The sequence below is a fragment of the Pseudomonas sp. genome, assembly GCF_030684895.1.
Classification (GTDB): domain Bacteria; phylum Pseudomonadota; class Gammaproteobacteria; order Pseudomonadales; family Pseudomonadaceae; genus Aquipseudomonas.
Genome location: NZ_JAUXXP010000090.1, coordinates 214,457 through 234,337 on the forward strand (window position 1 = coordinate 214,457; position 19,881 = coordinate 234,337).

The 19,881-nt window shown below is 62.6% G+C and carries 19 protein-coding genes; 13 read left to right on the forward strand and 6 right to left on the reverse strand.

The window, feature by feature from the left end; genetic code table 11:
* Window positions 1-33: 33 nt before the first annotated feature.
* Window positions 34-792: an L-ornithine N(alpha)-acyltransferase gene (gene olsB / locus Q8M42_RS20540; protein WP_304863183.1), complete on the forward strand. Its 759-nt coding sequence runs from the start codon at window positions 34-36 to the stop codon at window positions 790-792.
* Between the two features lie 176 nt (window positions 793-968).
* On the forward strand, window positions 969-1,763 hold the full coding sequence (locus Q8M42_RS20545; protein WP_304863186.1) for a 1-acyl-sn-glycerol-3-phosphate acyltransferase: 795 nt from the start codon (window positions 969-971) through the stop codon (window positions 1,761-1,763).
* Here Q8M42_RS20545 and Q8M42_RS20550 read toward each other — a convergent pair.
* Window positions 1,760-2,344, reverse strand: a complete 585-nt coding sequence (locus Q8M42_RS20550; protein WP_304863188.1) for an ACP phosphodiesterase — start codon at window positions 2,342-2,344, stop codon at window positions 1,760-1,762. The two genes, Q8M42_RS20545 and Q8M42_RS20550, sit on opposite strands and share 4 nt — an antisense overlap.
* Before the next feature lie 127 nt (window positions 2,345-2,471).
* Between Q8M42_RS20550 and Q8M42_RS20555 the strand changes: the two genes are divergently transcribed.
* The 3 genes from Q8M42_RS20555 to Q8M42_RS20565 are packed head-to-tail and all read left to right on the forward strand — an operon-like array spanning window position 2,472 to window position 5,046.
* Window positions 2,472-2,774, forward strand: coding sequence for a helix-turn-helix transcriptional regulator (locus Q8M42_RS20555; RefSeq protein ID WP_090382593.1), 303 nt, complete (start codon window positions 2,472-2,474; stop codon window positions 2,772-2,774).
* Between the two features lie 38 nt (window positions 2,775-2,812).
* Window positions 2,813-3,979: an MFS transporter gene (locus tag Q8M42_RS20560; RefSeq protein ID WP_304863198.1), complete on the forward strand. Its 1,167-nt coding sequence runs from the start codon at window positions 2,813-2,815 to the stop codon at window positions 3,977-3,979.
* A gap of 17 nt (window positions 3,980-3,996) precedes the next feature.
* Window positions 3,997-5,046 carry an alkene reductase gene (locus Q8M42_RS20565; protein ID WP_304863201.1) on the forward strand — a complete coding sequence of 350 codons (1,050 nt, stop codon included), beginning with the start codon at window positions 3,997-3,999 and terminating at the stop codon, window positions 5,044-5,046.
* Between the two features lie 178 nt (window positions 5,047-5,224).
* On the opposite strand, the gene Q8M42_RS20570 is transcribed toward Q8M42_RS20565, so the two are convergent.
* Complete coding sequence (locus tag Q8M42_RS20570; protein WP_304863204.1) at window positions 5,225-6,070, reverse strand: ATPase; 846 nt, start codon at window positions 6,068-6,070, stop codon at window positions 5,225-5,227.
* Window positions 6,071-6,449: 379 nt separating this feature from the next.
* Between Q8M42_RS20570 and Q8M42_RS20575 the strand changes: the two genes are divergently transcribed.
* Window positions 6,450-6,761 (forward strand): hypothetical protein, encoded by a 312-nt coding sequence (locus Q8M42_RS20575; protein ID WP_304863206.1) that lies wholly within the window; start codon window positions 6,450-6,452, stop codon window positions 6,759-6,761.
* Between the two features lie 18 nt (window positions 6,762-6,779).
* On the opposite strand, the gene Q8M42_RS20580 is transcribed toward Q8M42_RS20575, so the two are convergent.
* Complete coding sequence (locus Q8M42_RS20580) at window positions 6,780-7,772, reverse strand: NAD(P)-dependent oxidoreductase (protein ID WP_304863209.1); 993 nt, start codon at window positions 7,770-7,772, stop codon at window positions 6,780-6,782.
* A 162-nt stretch (window positions 7,773-7,934) separates the two neighbouring features.
* Here Q8M42_RS20580 and Q8M42_RS20585 point away from each other — a divergent pair, with 162 nt between their 5' ends.
* Window positions 7,935-8,990: a trans-acting enoyl reductase family protein gene (locus Q8M42_RS20585; protein WP_304863212.1), complete on the forward strand. Its 1,056-nt coding sequence runs from the start codon at window positions 7,935-7,937 to the stop codon at window positions 8,988-8,990.
* Here the strand turns inward: Q8M42_RS20585 and Q8M42_RS20590 are convergent.
* Window positions 8,980-9,876 carry a LysR family transcriptional regulator ArgP gene (locus Q8M42_RS20590; protein ID WP_304863215.1) on the reverse strand — a complete coding sequence of 299 codons (897 nt, stop codon included), beginning with the start codon at window positions 9,874-9,876 and terminating at the stop codon, window positions 8,980-8,982. The two genes, Q8M42_RS20585 and Q8M42_RS20590, sit on opposite strands and share 11 nt — an antisense overlap.
* A gap of 99 nt (window positions 9,877-9,975) precedes the next feature.
* Here Q8M42_RS20590 and Q8M42_RS20595 point away from each other — a divergent pair, with 99 nt between their 5' ends.
* The 3 genes from Q8M42_RS20595 (at window position 9,976) to Q8M42_RS20605 (ending at window position 11,763) form a co-directional block, all read left to right on the forward strand.
* The gene (locus Q8M42_RS20595; protein WP_304863266.1) at window positions 9,976-10,377 is read left to right on the forward strand and encodes an ACT domain-containing protein; all 402 of its coding nucleotides are present in this window, start codon (window positions 9,976-9,978) and stop codon (window positions 10,375-10,377) included.
* A gap of 5 nt (window positions 10,378-10,382) precedes the next feature.
* On the forward strand, window positions 10,383-10,994 hold the full coding sequence (locus Q8M42_RS20600) for a LysE/ArgO family amino acid transporter (protein ID WP_304863217.1): 612 nt from the start codon (window positions 10,383-10,385) through the stop codon (window positions 10,992-10,994).
* 187 nt (window positions 10,995-11,181) lie between these two features.
* Window positions 11,182-11,763 carry a superoxide dismutase gene (locus Q8M42_RS20605; RefSeq protein ID WP_274087467.1) on the forward strand — a complete coding sequence of 194 codons (582 nt, stop codon included), beginning with the start codon at window positions 11,182-11,184 and terminating at the stop codon, window positions 11,761-11,763.
* A 64-nt stretch (window positions 11,764-11,827) separates the two neighbouring features.
* On the opposite strand, the gene Q8M42_RS20610 is transcribed toward Q8M42_RS20605, so the two are convergent.
* A complete protein-coding gene (locus Q8M42_RS20610) occupies window positions 11,828-12,472 on the reverse strand; it encodes a hypothetical protein (RefSeq protein ID WP_304863222.1) in 645 nt (214 codons plus the stop codon).
* A 1-nt stretch (window position 12,473) separates the two neighbouring features.
* Window positions 12,474-13,769: an ammonium transporter gene (locus Q8M42_RS20615; RefSeq protein WP_304863225.1), complete on the reverse strand. Its 1,296-nt coding sequence runs from the start codon at window positions 13,767-13,769 to the stop codon at window positions 12,474-12,476.
* A 334-nt stretch (window positions 13,770-14,103) separates the two neighbouring features.
* Here Q8M42_RS20615 and Q8M42_RS20620 point away from each other — a divergent pair, with 334 nt between their 5' ends.
* From Q8M42_RS20620 to Q8M42_RS20630, 3 genes are all read left to right on the forward strand, one after another.
* On the forward strand, window positions 14,104-16,167 hold the full coding sequence (locus tag Q8M42_RS20620) for a bifunctional diguanylate cyclase/phosphodiesterase (protein WP_304863228.1): 2,064 nt from the start codon (window positions 14,104-14,106) through the stop codon (window positions 16,165-16,167).
* 599 nt (window positions 16,168-16,766) lie between these two features.
* Complete coding sequence (locus Q8M42_RS20625) at window positions 16,767-18,092, forward strand: imelysin family protein (RefSeq protein WP_304863231.1); 1,326 nt, start codon at window positions 16,767-16,769, stop codon at window positions 18,090-18,092.
* A gap of 373 nt (window positions 18,093-18,465) precedes the next feature.
* Complete coding sequence (locus tag Q8M42_RS20630) at window positions 18,466-19,881, forward strand: di-heme oxidoredictase family protein (RefSeq protein ID WP_304863234.1); 1,416 nt, start codon at window positions 18,466-18,468, stop codon at window positions 19,879-19,881.

The window sequence follows — 19,881 nt, forward strand, 5'->3', positions numbered from 1 at the left end:
CAAGGCAAAAAGCCGGCTAACGGAGATGACGGCATGACCCAGATGGCAATCACCCGCGACCGCACTACCCCAGCTCGTCGCCTGCAGGCCGAACGCTTACACGGCGCAGCGGCCTTGCGCGAAGCCCAGGCGCTGCGCTTTCGCGTATTCAGCGCTGAATTCGATGCCAAGCTCAAAGGGGCCGAACTGGGCCTGGACATGGATGACTACGACATTCACTGCCAACACATCGGCGTGCGTGACCTCAATAGCGGTGAGCTGGTAGCGACCACACGCCTGCTCGACCATCAGGCGGCTGCCAGCCTGGGGCGCTTCTACAGCGAAGAGGAATTCAGCCTGCACGGCCTGCCGCATCTCGAAGGGCCGGTGCTGGAAATCGGCCGCACCTGCGTCGACGCCGCCTACCGCAACGGCGCCACCATCGCCGTACTCTGGGGCGAGTTGGCTGAAGTGCTCAACGAAGGCGGTTACCGCTACCTGATGGGCTGCGCCAGCATCTCCATGCAGGACGGCGGCATTCAGGCCCAGGCAATCATGCAGCGCCTACGTGAGCGCTACCTGTGCAACGAGTACCTGCGCGCCGAACCGAAAACCCCGCTTCCAGCGCTGGATGTGCCGAGCAACGTGATCGCCGAAATGCCGCCGCTGCTCAAGGCCTATATGCGCCTAGGCGCGAAGATCTGCGGCGAGCCGTGCTGGGACCAGGATTTCCAGGTCGCCGACGTGTTTATCCTGCTCAAGCGCGACGAGCTTTGCCCGCGCTACGCCCGCCACTTCAAGGCGGCCGTGTAGGTTGGGCTGAGCGCAGCGATGCCCAACGGACGGTGTCCGTCATGACATCGACGTGCACCGTTGATCGCTTGTTGGGCTTCGTCGCTGCGCTTCTCAACCCAACCTACACACTTGCCTGCAGCCGCGACACGCTGTAGACAGTGCCGGCGTTTGTGTTTTTGCAGCGAGAGAGTTCGATGAAGAAAGTGCGTTTGTACCTGCGCCTGGCGCGCCTGCTGGCGGTGATCAGCCTCGGCACCCTGCTGGCGGCGGCTATCACCTTGTTCGAACGCCTGGTCCGGCATGATCTGATGCCGACCCGTCAGCGCCTGACTCGCTGGTTTCTCGCGCGCCTGGCGGCGGCCTTGCCGTTCCGCTTGCAGGTACAGGGCGAGCTGCCGCGTCAGCCGATGCTGTGGGTCAGCAATCACGTGTCCTGGACCGATATTCCGCTGCTCGGCATGCTCACCCCGCTGTCCTTTCTGTCCAAGGCCGAGGTGCGTACCTGGCCGGTGGCCGGCTGGCTGGCGCACAAGGCCGGCACCCTATTTATCCGCCGTGGCTCAGGCGACAGCAGCCTGCTTAACCAGCAACTTGGCCGCCATCTGCAGCATGGACGTAACTTGCTGATTTTCCCCGAAGGCACCACCACCGACGGCCTCGGCCTGCGCACCTTTCACGGCCGCTTGCTGAGCAGCGCGATCGACAGCGGCGTATCGGTGCAGCCGGTGGCTATCCGTTACCTGCGCGATGGCAAGCCGTGCAGCGTGGCGCCGTTTATCGGGGATGACGACATGCTTTCGCACCTGCTGCGTTTGCTGGGCAGCGAGCTGAGCGAGGTGCAGATCCAGCTGCTGACGCCGATTGCCAGCAGCGAACTGAATCGCAATGCCCTGGCCCGCGCGGCGCAGCAGGCGATCAGTCAGGCGCTGTTTGGTGCCGCTGATGCCCCTAAAACAGCAAAGACGGAAACAGAAAGCCAGGCCGCCTAACCGACGAGTCCACGCTCGCGAGCCACAAAGTCCTGTAACTGCGGATAGAACTGGCGGAAATCCTCCAGCAGCGGCTGATACAGCTGCTCCAGCTCGGCCGCGCCGCCGGCCAGCAAGCCTGGCCGCGACAGGCGCCGGTCGATCCCCGCCACCACCTGCTCCAACACGGCAAATTCGCGGTAACTGCCCAGCCAATCCTGCGCGGCCATACGCGGCGCAATCCGCGCCAGACGCTCAGGCAAACGCGGCTCGTCAGCCAGCACTTGATAAACCCGCCCGGTAAAGCGCGGCAATGGCTCGGCAGCATAGTCGGCCCAATTCAGCGCCAGGCAGTGATCGAAAAACACATCCAGCAAGATGCCGCTATAACGCCGCCGCTCAATGGCAAAACGCGCCAGCGCCTGCGCTTGCAGCGGATGACTGTCGGTGAATACATCAATGCGCCGATGCAGGCGGATCGCCGCCTCGATATCCGCCGGCCACTGCCCGGCCAGCGGCCCTTTGACGAAATCGCCATACAGGCTGCCCAGCAGCTGTGCCGGCGCGTCGCCGCCGAGGTGTAAATGCGCGAGGTAGTTCATGGCCTCAGCTTACACATCAGCCCGCGTGATGATGACTATCGCCACGAACGATCTGTATATCGCAAGAAGCCGATATAAAGTTCGCTCCATCGCGATATGGCGTTACAGCGCACAGGGGATAACCCGTATGCAACTCGACATCGATGAAGTGATCAAGGCCCTGGCCCATCCGGTGCGGCGCGACATTCTGCACTGGCTGAAAGACCCGCAGGCGTATTTCGCCGACCAGGATCATCCGCTGGAAATCGGCGTATGCGCCGGCAAGATCGACCAGCGCACCGGGCTGTCGCAATCAACAGTCTCCGCGCACCTGGCGACCCTGCAGCGCGCCGGCTTGATTAGCAGCAAGAAGGTCGGCCAGTGGAACTTCTTCAAACGCAATGAAGAGACCATCCAGGCGTTCCTTAACCACATCAGCCAAGCGCTCTAAACCAACTTTTACATTCACTTTTTTCAGGAGCTGACGGCATGCCTGCAGCGCTTCTCGTCCTCGCTTTGTCCGCGTTTGCCATCGGCACCACGGAATTCGTCATCATGGGCCTGCTGCCGGAAGTCGCCGGCGACCTTGGTGTGTCGATTCCCGGCGCCGGCTGGCTGGTCACCGGTTACGCCTTGGGCGTGGCCATCGGTGCGCCCTTTATGGCCCTGGCCACCGCCAGTTGGCCGCGCAAAGCCTCACTGTTGACGCTGATGAGCATCTTTATCGCCGGCAACCTGTTCTGCGCCCTGGCCAGCGACTACCAAATGCTGATGCTCGCCCGGGTGATCACCGCCCTCTGCCATGGTGCATTTTTCGGTATCGGCTCGGTGGTCGCCGCCAGCCTGGTGCCGGCCAATCGCCGCGCCTCGGCCGTGGCGCTGATGTTTACCGGCCTGACCCTGGCCAACGTGCTGGGCGTACCGCTGGGCACCGCACTGGGTCAGTACGCCGGCTGGCGCTCGACCTTCTGGGCCGTAACCCTGATTGGCGTGATCGCACTGATCGGCCTGTGGCGCGTGTTGCCGAGCAAAACCGATGAAGCCAAGGCCGACTTCGCCAGCGAAGTGCGCGCCCTACGCGGTGCCGGCCTGTGGTTGGCGCTGAGCACCACGGTGCTGTTCTCCGCCGCGATGTTTGCCCTGTTCACCTATATCGCGCCGCTGCTTGGCGAAGTCACCGGCGTATCGCCCACCGGCGTGACCTGGACCCTGCTGCTGATCGGCCTCGGCCTGACCCTGGGTAACGTGCTCGGCGGTCGCCTGGCCGACCGCAACCTGAAAGCCACCTTAGTCGGCGTGTTCGTCGCCATGGCGGTGATTTCCACCCTGTTCAGCTGGACCAGCCAGGCGCTGATCCCCGCCGAAATCACCCTGTTCTTCTGGGCCACCGCCGCCTTCGCGGCGGTGCCGGCCTTGCAGGTCAATGTGGTGGCCTTTGGCAGCGGCGCCCCGAACCTGGTGTCGACCCTGAATATTGGCGCCTTCAACCTCGGCAACGCCCTCGGCGCTTGGGTTGGCGGCCTGGTGATTGCCGAAGGCTTCGGCCTCACCCGCGTACCCCTGGCCGCTGCCGCCCTGGCCGTACTGGCGCTGCTGGCCACCCTGCTGACCTTTAGTACCCGCACTCCTGCACCTGAACTTGCACTCAACGAATAACCTGAGAGGACCGTCCCATGACTACGCTTTTCGACCCGATCCAGATTGGCGATCTGCAACTCAACAACCGCATCATCATGGCCCCACTGACCCGCTGCCGCGCCGATGAAGGCCGCGTACCCAACGCGCTGATGGCCGAGTACTACGTACAACGCGCCAGCGCCGGCCTGATCATCAGTGAAGCCACTGCCGTCACTCCAATGGGCGTCGGCTACCCAGACACCCCCGGTATTTGGTCGGCTGATCAGGTGCGCGGCTGGAGCAATGTGACCAAGGCCGTGCACGCTGCAGGCGGCAAGATCGTCCTGCAACTGTGGCACGTTGGGCGCATTTCCGACCCGATCTACCTGAACGGTCAACTGCCGGTCGCGCCGAGCGCCATCCAGCCGGCGGGTCACGTCAGCCTGGTGCGCCCGATGAAGGACTTCGTCACCCCGCGCGCCCTGGAAACCGAAGAAATCGCCGACATCGTCGAGGCCTACCGCCTGGGCGCGGAAAACGCCAAGGCCGCCGGCTTTGACGGCGTGGAAATCCACGGGGCCAACGGTTACCTGCTCGACCAGTTCCTGCAGAGCAGCACCAACCAGCGCACTGACCGCTACGGCGGCAACCTGGAAAACCGCGCACGCCTGCTGCTGGAAGTGACCGATGCGGCGATTGACGTCTGGGGTGCTGGCCGCGTCGGCGTGCACCTCGCGCCACGCGCCGACAGCCACGACATGGGCGACGCCAACCGCGCCGAAACCTTCACCTACGTCGCTCGCGAGCTGGGCAAGCGCGGCATCGCCTTTATCTGCGCCCGTGAGCAAGAAGCCGACGACAGCCTGTCGCCAAGCCTGAAACAAGCCTTCGGCGGCGTATTTATCGCCAACGAACGCTTCACCAAGGACCAGGCCAATGCCTGGCTGGCAGAAGGCAAGGCCGATGCGGTGGCCTTCGGTATTCCGTTTATCGCCAACCCGGACCTGCCGGCGCGCTTGGCGCAGGATGCCGAGCTGAACACGCCGCACCCGGAAACCTTCTACGGCAAGGGCCCGGTCGGCTACCTCGACTACCCAACGCTGTAAGCCTGAGGCTGCCGCTCTGTCGTAGGAGGGGCTGGGCGGCATTCCGCTTTAGCCGCGATAGCGTTGTCGAACGTTCGCCGCTAAAGCGCCTCCCACAGAGGCTCGCCAGTATCTACGTGAGGTTTAAACGCCTCAAAAAAGAAGCCCGCCAATGGCGGGCTTTTTCGTTGCGGCTCACTCAGCGTGCGTCGATCTGCTGCTGCAAATTCTGCACCTGCGCCTGCAGGGTGCTGATATTGCGGGTCATCTGCGCGCGGAAGGCGTCGAACTCGGCCGTGCTGCTGCCGGCGGAACGGGTTTCCAGATCGCTTTTCAACACCAGCAGGTCCTGCTCGACGCGAGCGATGGCTTGGTTGGGGTTGCCCTGTTTCTTCAGCGCATCGATCTCGCCGCTCAAGCCAGCCAGCTTCTCGTCAAGTTTGCTTTGCCCGGCCAGCGTGCTTTTCAGGGTGGCTTGCTCATTTTTCAGCACGGCTTGCTCGGCACTCAGTTTGTTAAGAATGGCTTCGAGCTTTTCACCGCCACCCTCCTGGCCCTTCAGTTGCAAGGCCAGTTGCTCAAGGCGTTTGCTCTGCTCGCTCTGCTGGCTGACGGCGCCCTGCTGTTGCTTGCTCAGCTCGGCCAGTTTGCTTTCCAGTTGCTTGACCTGCAGCTTCAGCGCTTCGCTGCCACTGGTGACCGAAGACTCTGTGGCCACCACCTTGCCGGAAATGTCCTGAATACGACCGGCGGCTTCCTCGCTGATGCGCGCGAAGCTCTCCTGGGTGGCTACCAGCTGCTGCTCCATCAGGCTGATCTGCTGAAAGCTCCACCAGCCGAGCCCGCCCAGGGCAATCATCAAGGCGCCAACCAGGGCCCAGAGTGGACCGGTGCTGGCCGCCTTCACCGGTGCAGCGGCCGCTGCACGACCATAGGTGTTACCGCGAGCTGGCTCGGAGTGATCGGTGGCGTAGTCATCGTGATCGCGCTGATCAGCCCGCAGGCTGGGCACGTGATCGAGTTCGTCGTGGGCATCGTTACGCATGGGTCAACCTTCAAGAAAGCGCGGGGTGAGGAGCCTGTCGGACTTAACACTGCTCTGCTGCAGAAAAGCCCGACAGGCTCCATGCAAATTTGCCGCGCAGTATAACGGTTCGCGCGCAGCGCTTCAGTGTCGCGCCATGCCAGTGCAAGACGCACCGACGAAGGGCACGGCACAGGCCATCGACCCGCTGCAGGCCGCGCAGTTCCACAGAGTGTGAACTGGTATGCGCTTTGCACTTGTCTATTTGCGACGTTATCGCAGCACCAGGGAGCAAAGGGGCTGCAGGCGCGATCCGCACGCGGCAAACGCGGCGAGACCAGGCGGGTGGCATTGCGGATGGATGACGCCCAGCCCACTTGTACTAACGGGGGAAAGGTCCATGGAGCTGAACAGAGAAGTATTGGATTGCATGATGAGCCTGCGCCGCAGGCTGCGCGAAGAACTGACTGTGGACATTCGCATGAGCCAGCCGGATGCGATCAACAGCATGCTCAGCGCCTGCCTCACCTCAAGCAGCGAAGAAACCCGGCAACTGGGGCAACTGCTGGCCCAGTACAGCGACCGCCCCTTTGGTGAAGCCGCGACCACAGCACGTATGCAGGCCGGCCATCCGCTGCTGGTGGAAGATCTTGCCCAGCGCCCGGCCAGCAGTTCGGTACGTATGTATCGCGGGCAGCGCGTCTACGCCTAAAAACCTGTTTGCCCGCAGTCAACTCGGGTGATGCGCCTGCCACCAAGCGCAGAACTCATCCAGCGCACTCCACAAGCTGGCCTTGGGTTCGTACTCCAGATACTGCTGCGCGCGGCTGATATCCAGGGAGAAATCCTTGGCCATCACCGCTACGCCCAGGCGAAACAGGGTCGGCTCCGGGCGACCGGGTAGCAGCTTGCACACGCCCTCGTTCAGGGCCGCCGCGCCATACGCCAGGCCATAGGGCAGATGGCGGGTCACCGGCGGCAGGTCGAGTTTGCGCAGCACATAATTGACCACGTCCCACAGCGGCACCGGCGCGCCATTGCTGATGTTATAAACCTGTCCCAGCGCTGGCCCTGTGGCCAGCAGGCAACTCATCAGCGCCTCGTTGAGATTGTGCACGCTGGTGAAATCAACCTTGTTCAGGCCGTTGCCGATAATCGACAACCGTCCCTTGCGCTGCATGTTGATCAAGCGCGGAAAGATGCTGGTATCGCCCGCCCCGGTGACAAAGCGCGGACGCAACGCCAGCACCTCCAGGCCAAACTCCTGAGCGGCAAACACCTGCTGCTCGGCGAGAAACTTGGTCTTGCCGTAGTGATCGGAGAAGCGTTTGGGCAGCTGCTCTTCGCGCAGACCAACATGCGCCTGACCGTCGAAATACACCGACGGCGACGACAGATGCACCAACCGCCGCACCTTCTGTTTCAGGCAGGCATCCACCACGTTCTCGGTGACCGTGACATTGGCCTGATAGAAGTGCTCGTAACGCCCCCAGACGCCGACCGCACCGGCGCAGTGCACCACCGCGTCGACATCCCGGCATAGCAGCTGCACCAGCTCTGGGTCAGACAGATCGCCCTGGATAAACTCCGCGCCGCGCGAACACAGGTGCTCTACCCCCTCGGCACGCCGGCCATTCACGCGCACGCTCAAGCCCTGCTCCAAGGCAAAGCGGGCGAAACGCCCACCGATAAAGCCACTGGCCCCGGTTACCAGAATCTTCATTGTCGCCCCCTCTGCCGTGATTGCAGGCCACTCTAGCAGCGCAGGCCGGGCGCTGCCGTGGCATTGCAAGCCAGAACAACGACCGCACACACCCTGCGATAGGCAACAGAGCCGCACATAGCGACTAAGCTGCCCCCACACCACACAATAAAGGAGCACTGGATGGCCACGCATTGGATGATCTACGGCGCCAACGGTTACACCGGCCACCTGCTGGCCGCCGAAGCCAAGCGCCAGGGCCTCACGCCGATTCTGGCAGGGCGCAACCCGGCGGCGGTGCACGCCCTGGGCAGCCTGCTGGGCCTGGAGTGCCGGATATTCGATATCCACCAACTGGACCGAGCCAAGGAGGCTCTGGCCGATATTACCGTGGTCGCCCACTGCGCCGGACCGTTCTCTGCCACCAGTGCGCCAATGCTCGATGCCTGCCTGGCGAGCGCCACCCACTACGTCGATATCACCGGTGAAATCAGCGTATTCGAGGCGGCCCATCAACGCGATCAACACGCGCGCGAACTGGCCGTGGTGGTCTGCCCCGGCGTGGGCTTCGATGTGATCCCCAGCGATTGCCTGGCCGCCTGCCTGCACCAGGCACTGCCCGATGCCACGCACCTGGCGCTGGGTTTCGACAGTGGCAGCGGGCTGTCGCCCGGTACCGCAAAAACCTCGGTGGAAGGCCTGAAGTTTGGCGGCAAGGTGCGCCGTGCAGGCGTTATCACCGACGTGCCACTGGGCTATAAGCGCCGCGCCATCAACTTTGGCCGCGGTGAAAAGCCGGCGGTAACCATCCCCTGGGGCGATGTCTCCACCGCTTACCACTCCACCGGCATCGACAATATTGAGGTGTACCTGCCGACACCGACGGCGGCCGCAATAGTGATGCGCCTGATCGACCCGCTGCGCGCCCTGCTGGGCCTGGATGCGGTGCAGAACTGGCTCAAGCGGCTGATCGAAAAACGTGTCAGCGGCCCCGATGAAGCCAGCCGCGCACGCCAGCGCACCTGGCTCTGGGGCGAGGCGCGCAATGCCGCAGGCCTGGTGAAAACCGCACGCCTGGAAACTGCCAACGGCTATGACGTAACCGTGCACGGCGCCTTGCTCGCCGTACGGCACTTGCTCGATTACAGCGGGCCTGGCGGCTATTTCACCCCCAGCAAACTGCTCGGCGAGCGCTGCGTGGAACAGCTGCCGGGCTCGGGCAAGGTGGTTATTTCCTGAGCTCCACCAGGCTATGGCCTGCGGCCTGGGCAAGGTGGCGCGTCAGTTGATTAAGCAGCTCACCGCCATTGCGCCAATGGTGCCAGTACAGCGGCACGTCGATGGGTCGGTCGCTGATCAATTCGACCAGCTCGCCACGGGCTGACTCCCCCAGCACTTGCAGCTCAGGGATCAGCCCCCAGCCAAACCCGGCCTGGGCCAGACGGATAAAGCCCTCGGATGACGGGCACAGATGGTGAGCAAACCCGCCTTCGACGCCCAGGCCCGACAGGTAGCGGTGCTGCAGTAAATCATCCGGGCCGAAGACGATAGCCGGCGCATGGGCCAGCGCCTGCGCCGTTACACCTGTCGGGAAATGTCGGGCAATAAACCCCGGGCTGGCCATGGCGCGATAACGCATCGCCCCCAGCAGCACGGCACGCGCACCGGCCACCGGGCGCTCGCTGGCGCATACGCAGGCGGCCACTTCACCAGCGCGCATGCGTTTGAGGCCGACCTCCTGATCTTCCACCACCAGGTCCAGCAGCAAGCGCTGTTCGGTACAAAACGCGCCTACCGCGCCAGCCCACCAGGTGGCCAGGCTGTCGGCATTCAGCGCGATACGCAGGCGCTCGGGCAAACCGCCCTCATCCAGCCCTGGCACCTGCGCCTGAATATCGCGCTCCAGCAGCCGCACCTGCTGCACATGGTTAAGCAGACGTCGACCGATTTCCGTCGGCGCCGGCGGCACCGCGCGTACCAGCACCGGCTGGCCGACGCGCGCCTCAAGCAGCTTGATCCGCTGCGACACGGCCGATTGCGACAAACCCAGCACCTGCGCGGCACGCTCGAAGCCGGCCTGCTCCACAACCGCCGCCAGGGCAGCGAGTAACTTGTAATCCAGCAAAATAAGATTTCCTAATGAGTGATCAGGATTATTGGTTTCTCTTATATACCCAGCCACAACAGACTGACCAGCATCCCCACCCTGAACAAGGCAATCCGCATGGCCGGCGAAACCTCACTGACAACCTTGCTGCGCAGCATGAGCCCGCAGCTGAACGATGGCGCATACGTGTTCTGCTGTTTAAGCGATGCCGCGCAACTGAAGGGCGTGCAGCCGCTGGGCAGCTTTCAGGAAGCCGAAGGCCTCACCGTGATCCTGCCGCGCCAGCAGGCCGAACACCTGCACGTGCCCTACAGCTTCGTGGCTGCCTGGCTGACGCTGCACGTGCATTCGGCCTTGGAGGCAGTCGGTTTGACGGCTGCCGTCGCCAGCGCACTGGCGCACGCCGGGATTAGCTGCAATGTGATCGCCGGCTTCTACCACGACCACCTGTTTGTCGCCCACGCCGATGGCCCACGCGCGCTGGCCGTGCTGCAACAGCTCAGTGAACAGGCGGAGTAACCGAGATGTGGCAGAGCTATAGCAATGGATTACTGATCGCCGCCGGGCTGATCATCGCCCTCGGCGCACAGAACGCTTTCGTCCTGGCGCAAAGCCTGCGCCGCGAGCATCACCTGCCGGTGGCGCTGCTCTGTGTGGTCTGCGATGCCCTGCTGGTCACCGCAGGGGTATTCGGTTTAGCCGCCGTACTGGCGCAAAACCCGATTCTGTTGGGTGTAGCGCGCTGGGGTGGCGCAGCCTTTCTGCTCTGGTATGGCGCCCAGGCGCTGCTGCGCGCCAGCCGTCCGCAGGCCATGGGGCACAGTGCCGATAGCGGCCCGCGCTCACGCAAGGCGGTACTGCTGGCGGCACTGGCGGTGACCCTGCTCAACCCGCACGTATACCTCGACACCGTGTTACTGATCGGCTCACTCGGCGCCCAGCAGCCGGTGCCCGGCGCCTATGCCCTAGGCGCGGCCAGCGCTTCATTGATGTGGTTCTTCTGTCTGGCTCTTGGTGCGGCCTGGCTCGCGCCCTGGTTGGCGCGGCCAAGCACCTGGCGCTTTATCGACCTGGGTGTGGCCTTGATGATGTTCAGCATTGCCTGGCAGCTGCTGAGCAACCCCGGCATGCTCTAAAACCGCCAGGTAGCGCGGCCGCCGCAGCGCCGCCAGGTGGTTTTCCACACAGTTGCCGCGTGTTTAAGGCGCGGGGCCAGTGCTATGATTCAGGGCTTGCGGCGCAAAGAGATAACTCACGCCGCTGAGATGGCCGCCCGTGATCGGCCTCGCGCACACCGCACCTGACCTGATTAGGAGATAGACAATGGCTTTCGAATTGCCGCCGCTGCCCTACGCACATGACGCCCTGCAGCCGCACATTTCCAAGGAAACCTTGGAATTCCACCACGACAAGCACCACAACACCTACGTCGTGAACCTGAACAACCTGGTCCCAGGCACCGAGTTTGAAGGCAAAACCCTGGAAGAGATCGTCAAGACCTCTTCGGGCGGCATCTTCAACAACGCCGCTCAAGTCTGGAACCACACCTTCTACTGGAATTGCCTGGCGCCTAACGCCGGTGGCCAGCCGACGGGCGCCCTGGCTGACGCGATCAACGCGGCCTTCGGTTCCTTCGACAAGTTCAAGGAAGAGTTCAGCAAAGTCTCCATCGGCACCTTCGGTTCCGGCTGGGGCTGGCTGGTGAAGAAAGCTGACGGTTCCCTGGCTCTGGCCAGCACCATCGGTGCCGGCTGCCCGCTGACCAGCGGCGACACCCCGCTGCTGACCTGCGACGTCTGGGAACACGCTTACTACATCGACTACCGCAACGTACGTCCGAAGTATGTTGAGGCGTTCTGGAACCTGGTTAACTGGGACTTCGTAGCGAAAAACTTCGCCGCCTAAGTACCCGCGCACCACACAAGAAACCCGGCCCAGTGCCGGGTTTCTTGTTATGTGGATAAGCGCTTTACAGCAATTTGCGCGGCGCAAAAGCCAGGTGCAGCGCCTCCACCTGCTGCACCGCCTGGCTCAAGCGCTGATCGGCGATAACCGGCCCCAGGTATTCGCACAGGCCGATATACAGCAGGTTGAGCAATTGCCGTAACTGCTCAAGGCCCAAGCCAGCGGACTCCAGCGCAGCACCCTGCTCCAGCCAGGCGCGCACCAGCAGACGCTGCTCGTTAGCCACGCTCAACCCAGCAAGATTGCCCGCCGCAAAGCGCCGCAAACGCGGCACCAGCTCAGCCGCCAGCTCATTGAACAGCACCCGACTCAGCGCCTCGAAGGTATGCCGCGCTTGGCTATCTGGACCAGTGCATAGCGGAGCCGCCACGCCCACCCGCTGCCGCCAGCTGTGCAGCAGCGGCTCCGGGTCCGGCAGCAAGGCCGATAACGGCCCGGTCAGCGCGCCCACCAGTTCACGGTAGAGCTTGGCGCGCTCCAGCTTGCGTTCAGTGGTCGCGGCCACCTCGCCGAGAAACTCATTGAGGGCGAACGGCGGTTTGTCGGCATATTTGCTTTCCCATAGCGCCAGCACGGCCAACAGCTCGTCCTCGGCAAAGTGCCCGGCCAGCCCGGTGTAGATCGCCCGTCGGCGAGTTGCCAGGCTCATCTCACACCTTCCTCGGCAGGTCGTGGCTGTCGAAAGTCACGGCCAGGTTGAACTCGGGATAGCCCACCTCGGCGTGCTCGGCATAATCCAGACCGCGCTGCTCGTGCTGGGTGGAGGTACGCAGGCCGAGAGTTTTCGCCAGCAATAGATAGAGCATCAGCGCCAGCGGGAATGCCCAGACAAACGCCACACCGGCGCCGAGCAGCTGCACGCCAACCCGCGACCAGTTGAACAGGTCGCCACTGAAGAACAATCCAGCCGCCACCGTGCCCCAGACGCCGGCAAAACCATGCACCGGCACGGCGCCGACCACATCATCGAGCTGCCAGCGCTCCAGCAGGCGCATGCCAAACACCACCACAAAACCGGCCACCAGCCCGGTCAGCAGGGCAAACAACGGCGACATGGTTGCGCAGCCGGCGGTGATACCCACCAGGCCACCCAGAGAACCATTAACAGTAGTGGTTAGCAGCGCCGGGCTGGAGGTGCTGCGCTGCGCGAGAAACGCACCCAGCGCCCCGGCAGAGGCTGCCAGATGGGTATTCAGGGCAATCAGGCCGAGGCTGACATTCATCTCCAGGCTGCTGCCGGCATTGAAACCAAACCAGCCGACCCAGAGGATAAAACCACCCAGCGCGACCAGGCTGAGGTTATGCCCGGGAATGCTGCGCGGCGTACCGTCCGCAGCAAAGCGTCCCAGACGCGGTCCTAGGACCAGAATGCCGGCTAGCGCACACCAGGCGCCGATGCTATGCACCACGGTCGAACCGGCAAAGTCGATAAACCCCAGCGCCGCCAGCCAGCCCTGGCCACCATAGATGCCGCTCCACACCCAGCTGCCGAACACCGGGTAGATAAAGCCGCTGATTACCACCGCACCAATCAGGTAGGCCGAATAACGCGTACGCTCGGCCATCGCGCCGCTGGCGATGGTTGCCGCGGTGGCCGCAAACATCATCTGAAACAGCAGAAAGGTGAAATCCCAGGGCTCGCCCGTGTGCGGAGCAAAATGGCTCATGCCGAACCAGCCGGTGATATTGCTGCCGAACATCAGGCCGAAACCCAGCAGCCAGAAGGTGATGCCGCCGACGCAGCCGTCCATGTAATTTTTCATCATCACATTGACCGCGTTCTTCGCTCGCGACATGCCGCTTTCCAGCAAGGCAAAACCGGCCTGCATAAAGAACACCAGCACACTGGCCAACACCAGCCAGGCCGTGTTGAGTGCCTCATCGCTGGCCGCCTGAGCCAGTGGCGAAACCGCAAATGCAGCTATCCCTAACAGTCGAGTTTTCATCGCAGCGTCCCCCATAACGGTGAGTACATGGGGGCTTCGCAACTCTCATGCCAAAGAAAAAAATAGCTGGGCGCGATTATTAACCTTGCGTAGCAACGGCCCAAAGGGTGGCCGCCAGAGATGGCAGACCACAAAAAACCGCCCAACGGTGCTCAAGCCGCAGCCAACTCGCACCGACACAGTGCAAGCGGCCAACACAGCTGCCAGCGGCCGCGCCATCGCCGCGCAGATAATTTGTTCGACAAACTTTGGTAATGGCCCTTTGACTGCAAGCGCGACTTTGCCAATACTCACTAGCGTCTGACGCCGAAGGCCTCGAACAAGGAACCGTCATTTGAAGCTGGAACTCAAAAACAGCTTGTCTCTCAAGTTGCTCCGCGTGGTGCTGCTATCAGCGCTGATCGTCGGCGTGGTCTTGAGTCTTGCGCAGATTGTTTTCGACGTTTACAAAACACGTCAGGCAGTCGCCAACGACGCGCACCGAATTCTTGGCATGTTCCGCGACCCTTCCACTCAGGCGGTTTACAGCCTGGATCGGGAAATGGGCATGCAGGTGATCGAAGGCCTGTTCCAGCACGAGTCGGTGCGCATGGCCGCCATCGGCCACCCCAACGAACCGATGCTGGCGGAGAAATCCCGAGAGCAAGTCGACATCCCCACACGCTGGCTGACCGACCCAATCCTTGGCAAAGAACAGAATTTCACCACCCAGCTGGTCGGCCGCGGCCCCTACAGCGAATACTACGGCGACCTCAGCATCACCCTCGACACGGCCCCCTATGGCGAGAGCTTTGTCACCAACTCGGTGATCATCTTTATCTCCGGTGTGCTGCGCGCCATGGCCATGGGCTTGGTGCTGTACTTGGTCTATCACTGGCTGCTGACCAAGCCACTGTCGAAGATCATCGAACACCTGACCAACATCAACCCGGACCGCCCCAGCGAACACAAGCTGCCGATGCTCAAGGGTAACGAGAAGAACGAACTGGGCCTGTGGATCAACACCGCCAACCAGCTGCTCTCCTCCATCGAACGCAACACCAACCTGCGCCGCGAAGCGGAAAACAGCCTGCTGCGTATGGCCCAGTACGACTTCCTTACCGGCTTGCCGAACCGTCAGCAACTGCAACAGCAACTCGATCAGATTCTCGAAGACGCCGGGCGCCTAAACCGGCGCGTGGCCGTCCTCTGCGTAGGCCTGGATGACTTCAAAGGGATCAACGAACAGTTCAGCTACCAGACTGGCGACCAGCTGCTACTGGCCCTGTCCGACCGTCTACGCAGCCACAGCGGTCGCCTCGGTGCGTTGGCCCGTTTGGGTGGCGATCAGTTCGCCCTGGTGCAGGCGGATATCGAGCAGCCTTACGAAGCCGCCGAACTGGCGCAGAGCGTACTCGACGACCTCGACAACCCGTTTATGCTCGACCAGCAGCAAGTGCGCCTGCGCGCCACCATCGGCATCACCCTGTTCCCGGAAGATGGCGACAGCACCGAAAAGCTGCTGCAGAAAGCCGAGCAAACCATGACTCTGGCCAAGAGCCGCTCGCGCAACCGTTACCAGTTCTATATCGCCAGCGTCGACAGCGAAATGCGCCGCCGCCGCGAGCTGGAAAAAGACCTGCGCGACGCCTTGTCCCTGAATCAACTGCACCTGGTCTACCAACCACAGGTCGACTACCGCGATCACAGCGTGGTTGGCGTCGAAGCGCTGCTGCGCTGGCAGCATCCGCAACATGGTTTTGTACCGCCGGATCTGTTTATCCCGCTGGCCGAACAAAACGGCACCATCATCCCGATTGGCGAATGGATTCTCGACCAGACCTGCCGCCAGCTGCGCGAATGGCATGATCAGGGCTTCACCGAGCTGCGCATGGCGGTCAACCTCTCAACCGTGCAGCTGCACCACGCCGAGCTGCCGCGAGTGGTGAATAACCTGATGCAGGTCTACCGCCTGCCACTGCGCAGCCTGGAACTGGAAGTCACCGAAACCGGCCTGATGGAAGACATCAACACCGCCGCCCAGCACCTGCTCAGCCTGCGCCGCTCCGGTGCGCTGATCGCCATCGATGACTTCGGTACCGGTTACTCCTCGCTGAGCTACCTCAAGAGCCTGCCGCTGGACAAGATCAAGATCGACAAGAGCTTCGTGCAGGATCTGCTGGAAGACGAAGACGACGCAACCATCGTGCGCGCCATCATCCAATTGGGTAAGAGCCTGGGCATGCAGGTCATCGCCGAGGGCGTGGAAACCGTCGAGCAAGAGGCCTACATCATCGCCCAGGGCTGCAACGAGGGCCAGGGCTACCTGTATAGCAAGCCACTGCCCGCCCGCGAGCTGACCGCCTACCTGAAGCAGGCCAGACGACTGAACAGCGCGGCCAACCCCGCTACGCTGTAACGCCATTCCCAGCGAAGAAGCCCGCCTATTGGCGGGCTTTTTGTTGGCTCTGTACCAAAACTGTGTTGCAGGCTGCTTGTGTAGGATGGGTTAGTGGCGCTGAGACTCGTGATGGCCGGCACCGCGCAATTCGGGCGCCGCGTAACCCACCCTACGTTTTACCGCGTTTCATGCATCGTATAGTTGCTCGGGATGACTCAACAGATAACGGGTACATAGCCTTTTTGTTGGCTTTGTACCCGTTGCGTGTTGCGGGGCGATAAGTCGTCGGTTGGTGTTGAGCGCAGCGAAGCCCAACAGATTGCCGCATGTCTCGTTGGACTTCGTCGCGCGGCTCTTCAACGGAACGCCGCCCGACCCAACCTACCCATGCAACCCTGCGCTGATGCGTATGACGTGCTCTAGCCAATGCATGCCACACGGCATTGGGACATAGCCTTTTGTTTCCCCCAAACGTCCCGTCAGGCAGACACCAGCCACAGCTTGCGGTGAAAAAGCTGCATTGACCCTTTGCGCAAAATGAAAATCTTTCGCATTATGTTTTGGTTTCTGTACCCCATCGCCGGGATACACCATTCTCACCAGCAAAGGATTCCGCCATGCTCCGTATGCCCCTGGCCTCTGCCAGCCTGCTTGCCATCGCCATTTCACTCGCTGGTTGCGGTGAAGACAAAGCGCCGGCCAGCCAAGCCGCCGCGCCGGCCGCCAGCACAGCGACAGCAGCTACCAGCCAGGTCGATGAAACTGCCGGCAAAGCCGTGGTCAGCCACTACGCGGATCTGGCCCTGGCCGTATTCAGCGACGCCGCCAACACTGGCAAAAGCCTGCAAGGCGCAATCGATGCCCTGCTCGCCAACCCAAATGACGCCACCCTGCAAGCCGCCCGCGAAGCCTGGCTGGCTGCCCGTGTGCCCTATATGCAGAGTGAAGTGTTCCGCTTCGGCAACGCCGTGGTCGACGACTGGGAAGGCCAGCTGAACGCCTGGCCGCTGGACGAAGGCCTGATCGACTACGTTGCCGCCGACTACCAGCACGCCCTGGGCAACCCTGGCGCGCAAGCCAATATCATCGCCAATACCGAGATCCAGGTCGGCGAAGACAAGATCGACGTATCCACCATCAACGGTGAACTGCTGGCCGGCCTGAATGAACTGGGCGGTTCCGAAGCCAATGTCGCCACCGGCTACCACGCCATCGAATTCCTGCTCTGGGGCCAGGACCTCAACGGTACCAACCCAGGCGCAGGCGAGCGCCCAGCCAGCGACTACGTGGTGGGGGAAGGCGCTACCGGCGGCAACAACGAGCGCCGTCGCGCCTTCCTCAAGGCGGCCACCGACCTGCTGGTCAGCGACCTCGAAGCAATGGTCGGCGAATGGCAAGCCGGCAAAACCGACAACTACCGCGCCACGCTGGAAGCCGACACAGCTGAAAACGGCCTGCGCAAGATGCTGTTCGGCATGGGCAGCCTGTCCCTCGGCGAACTGGCCGGCGAGCGCATGAAGGTCGCACTGGAAGCCAACTCCACCGAAGACGAGCACGACTGCTTCAGCGACAACACCCACAACTCGCACTTCTACAACGGCAAAGGTATTCGCAACGTCTACCTGGGCGAGTACAAGAAGGTCGATGGCACCACCCTGACCGGCCCAAGCCTGTCGTCGCTGCTGGCCAAGGTTGACGCCGCCGCTGACAGCACCCTGAAAGCCGACCTCGAAGCCACTGAAGGCAAGCTGCAAGCTCTGGTCGACAGCGCGAACAACGGCAAGCACTTCGATCAGCTGATCGCCGCCGACAACGCCGAAGGCCAGCAGATCGTTCGTGATGCCATTGCTGCTCTGGTCAAGCAGACCGGCGCAATCGAACAAGCCGCCGGCAAGCTGGGTATCAGTGATCTCAACCCAGACACCGCCGACCACAGCTTCTAAGCAATTTAGGACTTGCTGCAACCCACGAAGTCCTAGCTTGTAGTGATGAAAAAGCCGCGACTCCTTACCCGAGTCGCGGCTTTTTTACGCCAGCCATTTTTATGGCGAGACGGATGTGGGAGGGGCTTCAGCCGCGACAACCACCGCCGAAAGCTCGCCGCTGAAGCGCCTCCCACAGTGGATCGTTGGCTGGCCCCGATCACGGCCAAGCACGCCCCTACAGGGCCGAAATCGCCGACAACAGTCGGCTCGGATATAGCCTTTTTGGCACCCTGCGACCTTTGACCACCAGCGATAATGCAAATCCGTCTTATTTAAAACTGATCAGACTGTTAAGATCGGCCGCCTGTTTTTCTGTTGCGGATGCCCTTTCATGTTTGCCCCGCATCGCGTTGCGCTGCTGCTGGCCTTGAGCCTGAGCCTGGTCGCCTGCGATAAAACGCCCCAGTTCACCCAAGCCGAGCCTGGCGAAGCCTTGTCCGCCGGCAGCGCCACCGTGCGCAAGGCCGACCAGAACGCCTTCTCCCTGCCATCCGCCAACCTGTCGCCGACACGGCGTCTGGATTTCAGCGTCGGCAACAGCTTCTTTCGCAATCCCTGGGTCACCGCGCCCGCCACCACCACTGCGCGTGATGGCCTGGGCCCACTGTTCAACACCAACGCCTGCCAGAACTGCCATATCAAGGACGGCCGCGGCCATCCGCCGGGACCCGATGCGCAGAGTGCCGTGTCGATGCTGGTACGCCTGTCGATCCCGACTGGCAGCGAACATGCTGAGATTATCCAGCGCCTTGGCGTACTGGCCGAACCCACTTATGGCGGTCAGTTGCAGGACATGGCCAACCCCGGCGTAGCCCCTGAAGGCAAGGTGCGCGTCAGCTACAGCACGCAGCAGGTCAACTTTGCCGATGGCCTGCAGGTCGAGCTGCGCCAGCCCAGCCTGGACATCAGCCAACTCGGTTACGGCGACCTGCATCCCGACACGCTGTTTTCCGCGCGCATCGCCCCGCCGATGATCGGCCTGGGCCTGCTCGAAGCCATTCCCGAAGCGGCGATCCTGGCCAATGCCGACCCCGAAGACAGCAATGGCGATGGCATTTCCGGGCGCGCCAACCAGGTCTGGGACCGCGAGCAACAGCGCACGGTGCTCGGCCGTTTCGGCTGGAAGGCCGGTCAGCCGTCGCTCAACCAGCAGAATGCCGAAGCCTTTGCGGGCGACATGGGCCTGACCAGCAGTCTGGTCAGCCAGGACAACTGTACCGAGGCGCAGGCGGATTGCCGCAGCGCGCCCCATGGCGGCGAGCCAGAAGTCAGCGACAACATCCTCGCCAGCGTATTGTTCTATACCCGCAACCTCGGCGTGCCTACACGGCGTGGCGCGGACACGCAGCAGGTGCTGGCCGGCAAAAATCTGTTCTATCAGGCCGGCTGCCAGAGCTGCCATACCCCGCAGTTCACCACCGCAGCGGATGCCGCCGAGCCGGAACTGGCTAACCAGCTGATTCGCCCCTACAGCGACCTGCTGCTGCATGACATGGGCGCAGGCCTGGCCGACCATCGCCCGGAGTTTCTCGCCAGCGGTAGCGAATGGCGCACCCCGCCCCTCTGGGGCATCGGCCTGACCGAAACAGTCAACGGCCACACCCAGTTCCTGCATGACGGCCGCGCGCGCAACCTGCTGGAGGCCATCCTCTGGCACGGCGGCGAGGCCGAGGCGGCCAAGCAGCAGGTCATGACTTTCAATGCCGACGAGCGCAGCGCGCTGTTGGCTTTCCTGAATTCGTTGTAA

Excerpts from the sequence above, each read along its gene's own strand:
- Q8M42_RS20605 (WP_274087467.1), top strand. The coding sequence starts at position 11,182 with ATGGCTTTCGAATTGCCGCCGCTGCCCTACGCACATGACGCCCTGCAG.
- Q8M42_RS20615 (WP_304863225.1), bottom strand. The coding sequence starts at position 13,769 with ATGAAAACTCGACTGTTAGGGATAGCTGCATTTGCGGTTTCGCCACTG.
- Q8M42_RS20545 (WP_304863186.1), top strand. The coding sequence starts at position 969 with ATGAAGAAAGTGCGTTTGTACCTGCGCCTGGCGCGCCTGCTGGCGGTG.
- Q8M42_RS20585 (WP_304863212.1), top strand. The coding sequence starts at position 7,935 with ATGGCCACGCATTGGATGATCTACGGCGCCAACGGTTACACCGGCCAC.
- Q8M42_RS20625 (WP_304863231.1), top strand. The coding sequence starts at position 16,767 with ATGCTCCGTATGCCCCTGGCCTCTGCCAGCCTGCTTGCCATCGCCATT.
- Q8M42_RS20570 (WP_304863204.1), bottom strand. The coding sequence starts at position 6,070 with ATGCGTAACGATGCCCACGACGAACTCGATCACGTGCCCAGCCTGCGG.
- Q8M42_RS20565 (WP_304863201.1), top strand. The coding sequence starts at position 3,997 with ATGACTACGCTTTTCGACCCGATCCAGATTGGCGATCTGCAACTCAAC.
- Q8M42_RS20575 (WP_304863206.1), top strand. The coding sequence starts at position 6,450 with ATGGAGCTGAACAGAGAAGTATTGGATTGCATGATGAGCCTGCGCCGC.
- Q8M42_RS20600 (WP_304863217.1), top strand. The coding sequence starts at position 10,383 with ATGTGGCAGAGCTATAGCAATGGATTACTGATCGCCGCCGGGCTGATC.
- Q8M42_RS20550 (WP_304863188.1), bottom strand. The coding sequence starts at position 2,344 with ATGAACTACCTCGCGCATTTACACCTCGGCGGCGACGCGCCGGCACAG.
- Q8M42_RS20595 (WP_304863266.1), top strand. The coding sequence starts at position 9,976 with ATGGCCGGCGAAACCTCACTGACAACCTTGCTGCGCAGCATGAGCCCG.
- Q8M42_RS20610 (WP_304863222.1), bottom strand. The coding sequence starts at position 12,472 with ATGAGCCTGGCAACTCGCCGACGGGCGATCTACACCGGGCTGGCCGGG.
- Q8M42_RS20560 (WP_304863198.1), top strand. The coding sequence starts at position 2,813 with ATGCCTGCAGCGCTTCTCGTCCTCGCTTTGTCCGCGTTTGCCATCGGC.
- Q8M42_RS20580 (WP_304863209.1), bottom strand. The coding sequence starts at position 7,772 with ATGAAGATTCTGGTAACCGGGGCCAGTGGCTTTATCGGTGGGCGTTTC.
- Q8M42_RS20630 (WP_304863234.1), top strand. The coding sequence starts at position 18,466 with ATGTTTGCCCCGCATCGCGTTGCGCTGCTGCTGGCCTTGAGCCTGAGC.
- Q8M42_RS20555 (WP_090382593.1), top strand. The coding sequence starts at position 2,472 with ATGCAACTCGACATCGATGAAGTGATCAAGGCCCTGGCCCATCCGGTG.
- olsB (WP_304863183.1), top strand. The coding sequence starts at position 34 with ATGACCCAGATGGCAATCACCCGCGACCGCACTACCCCAGCTCGTCGC.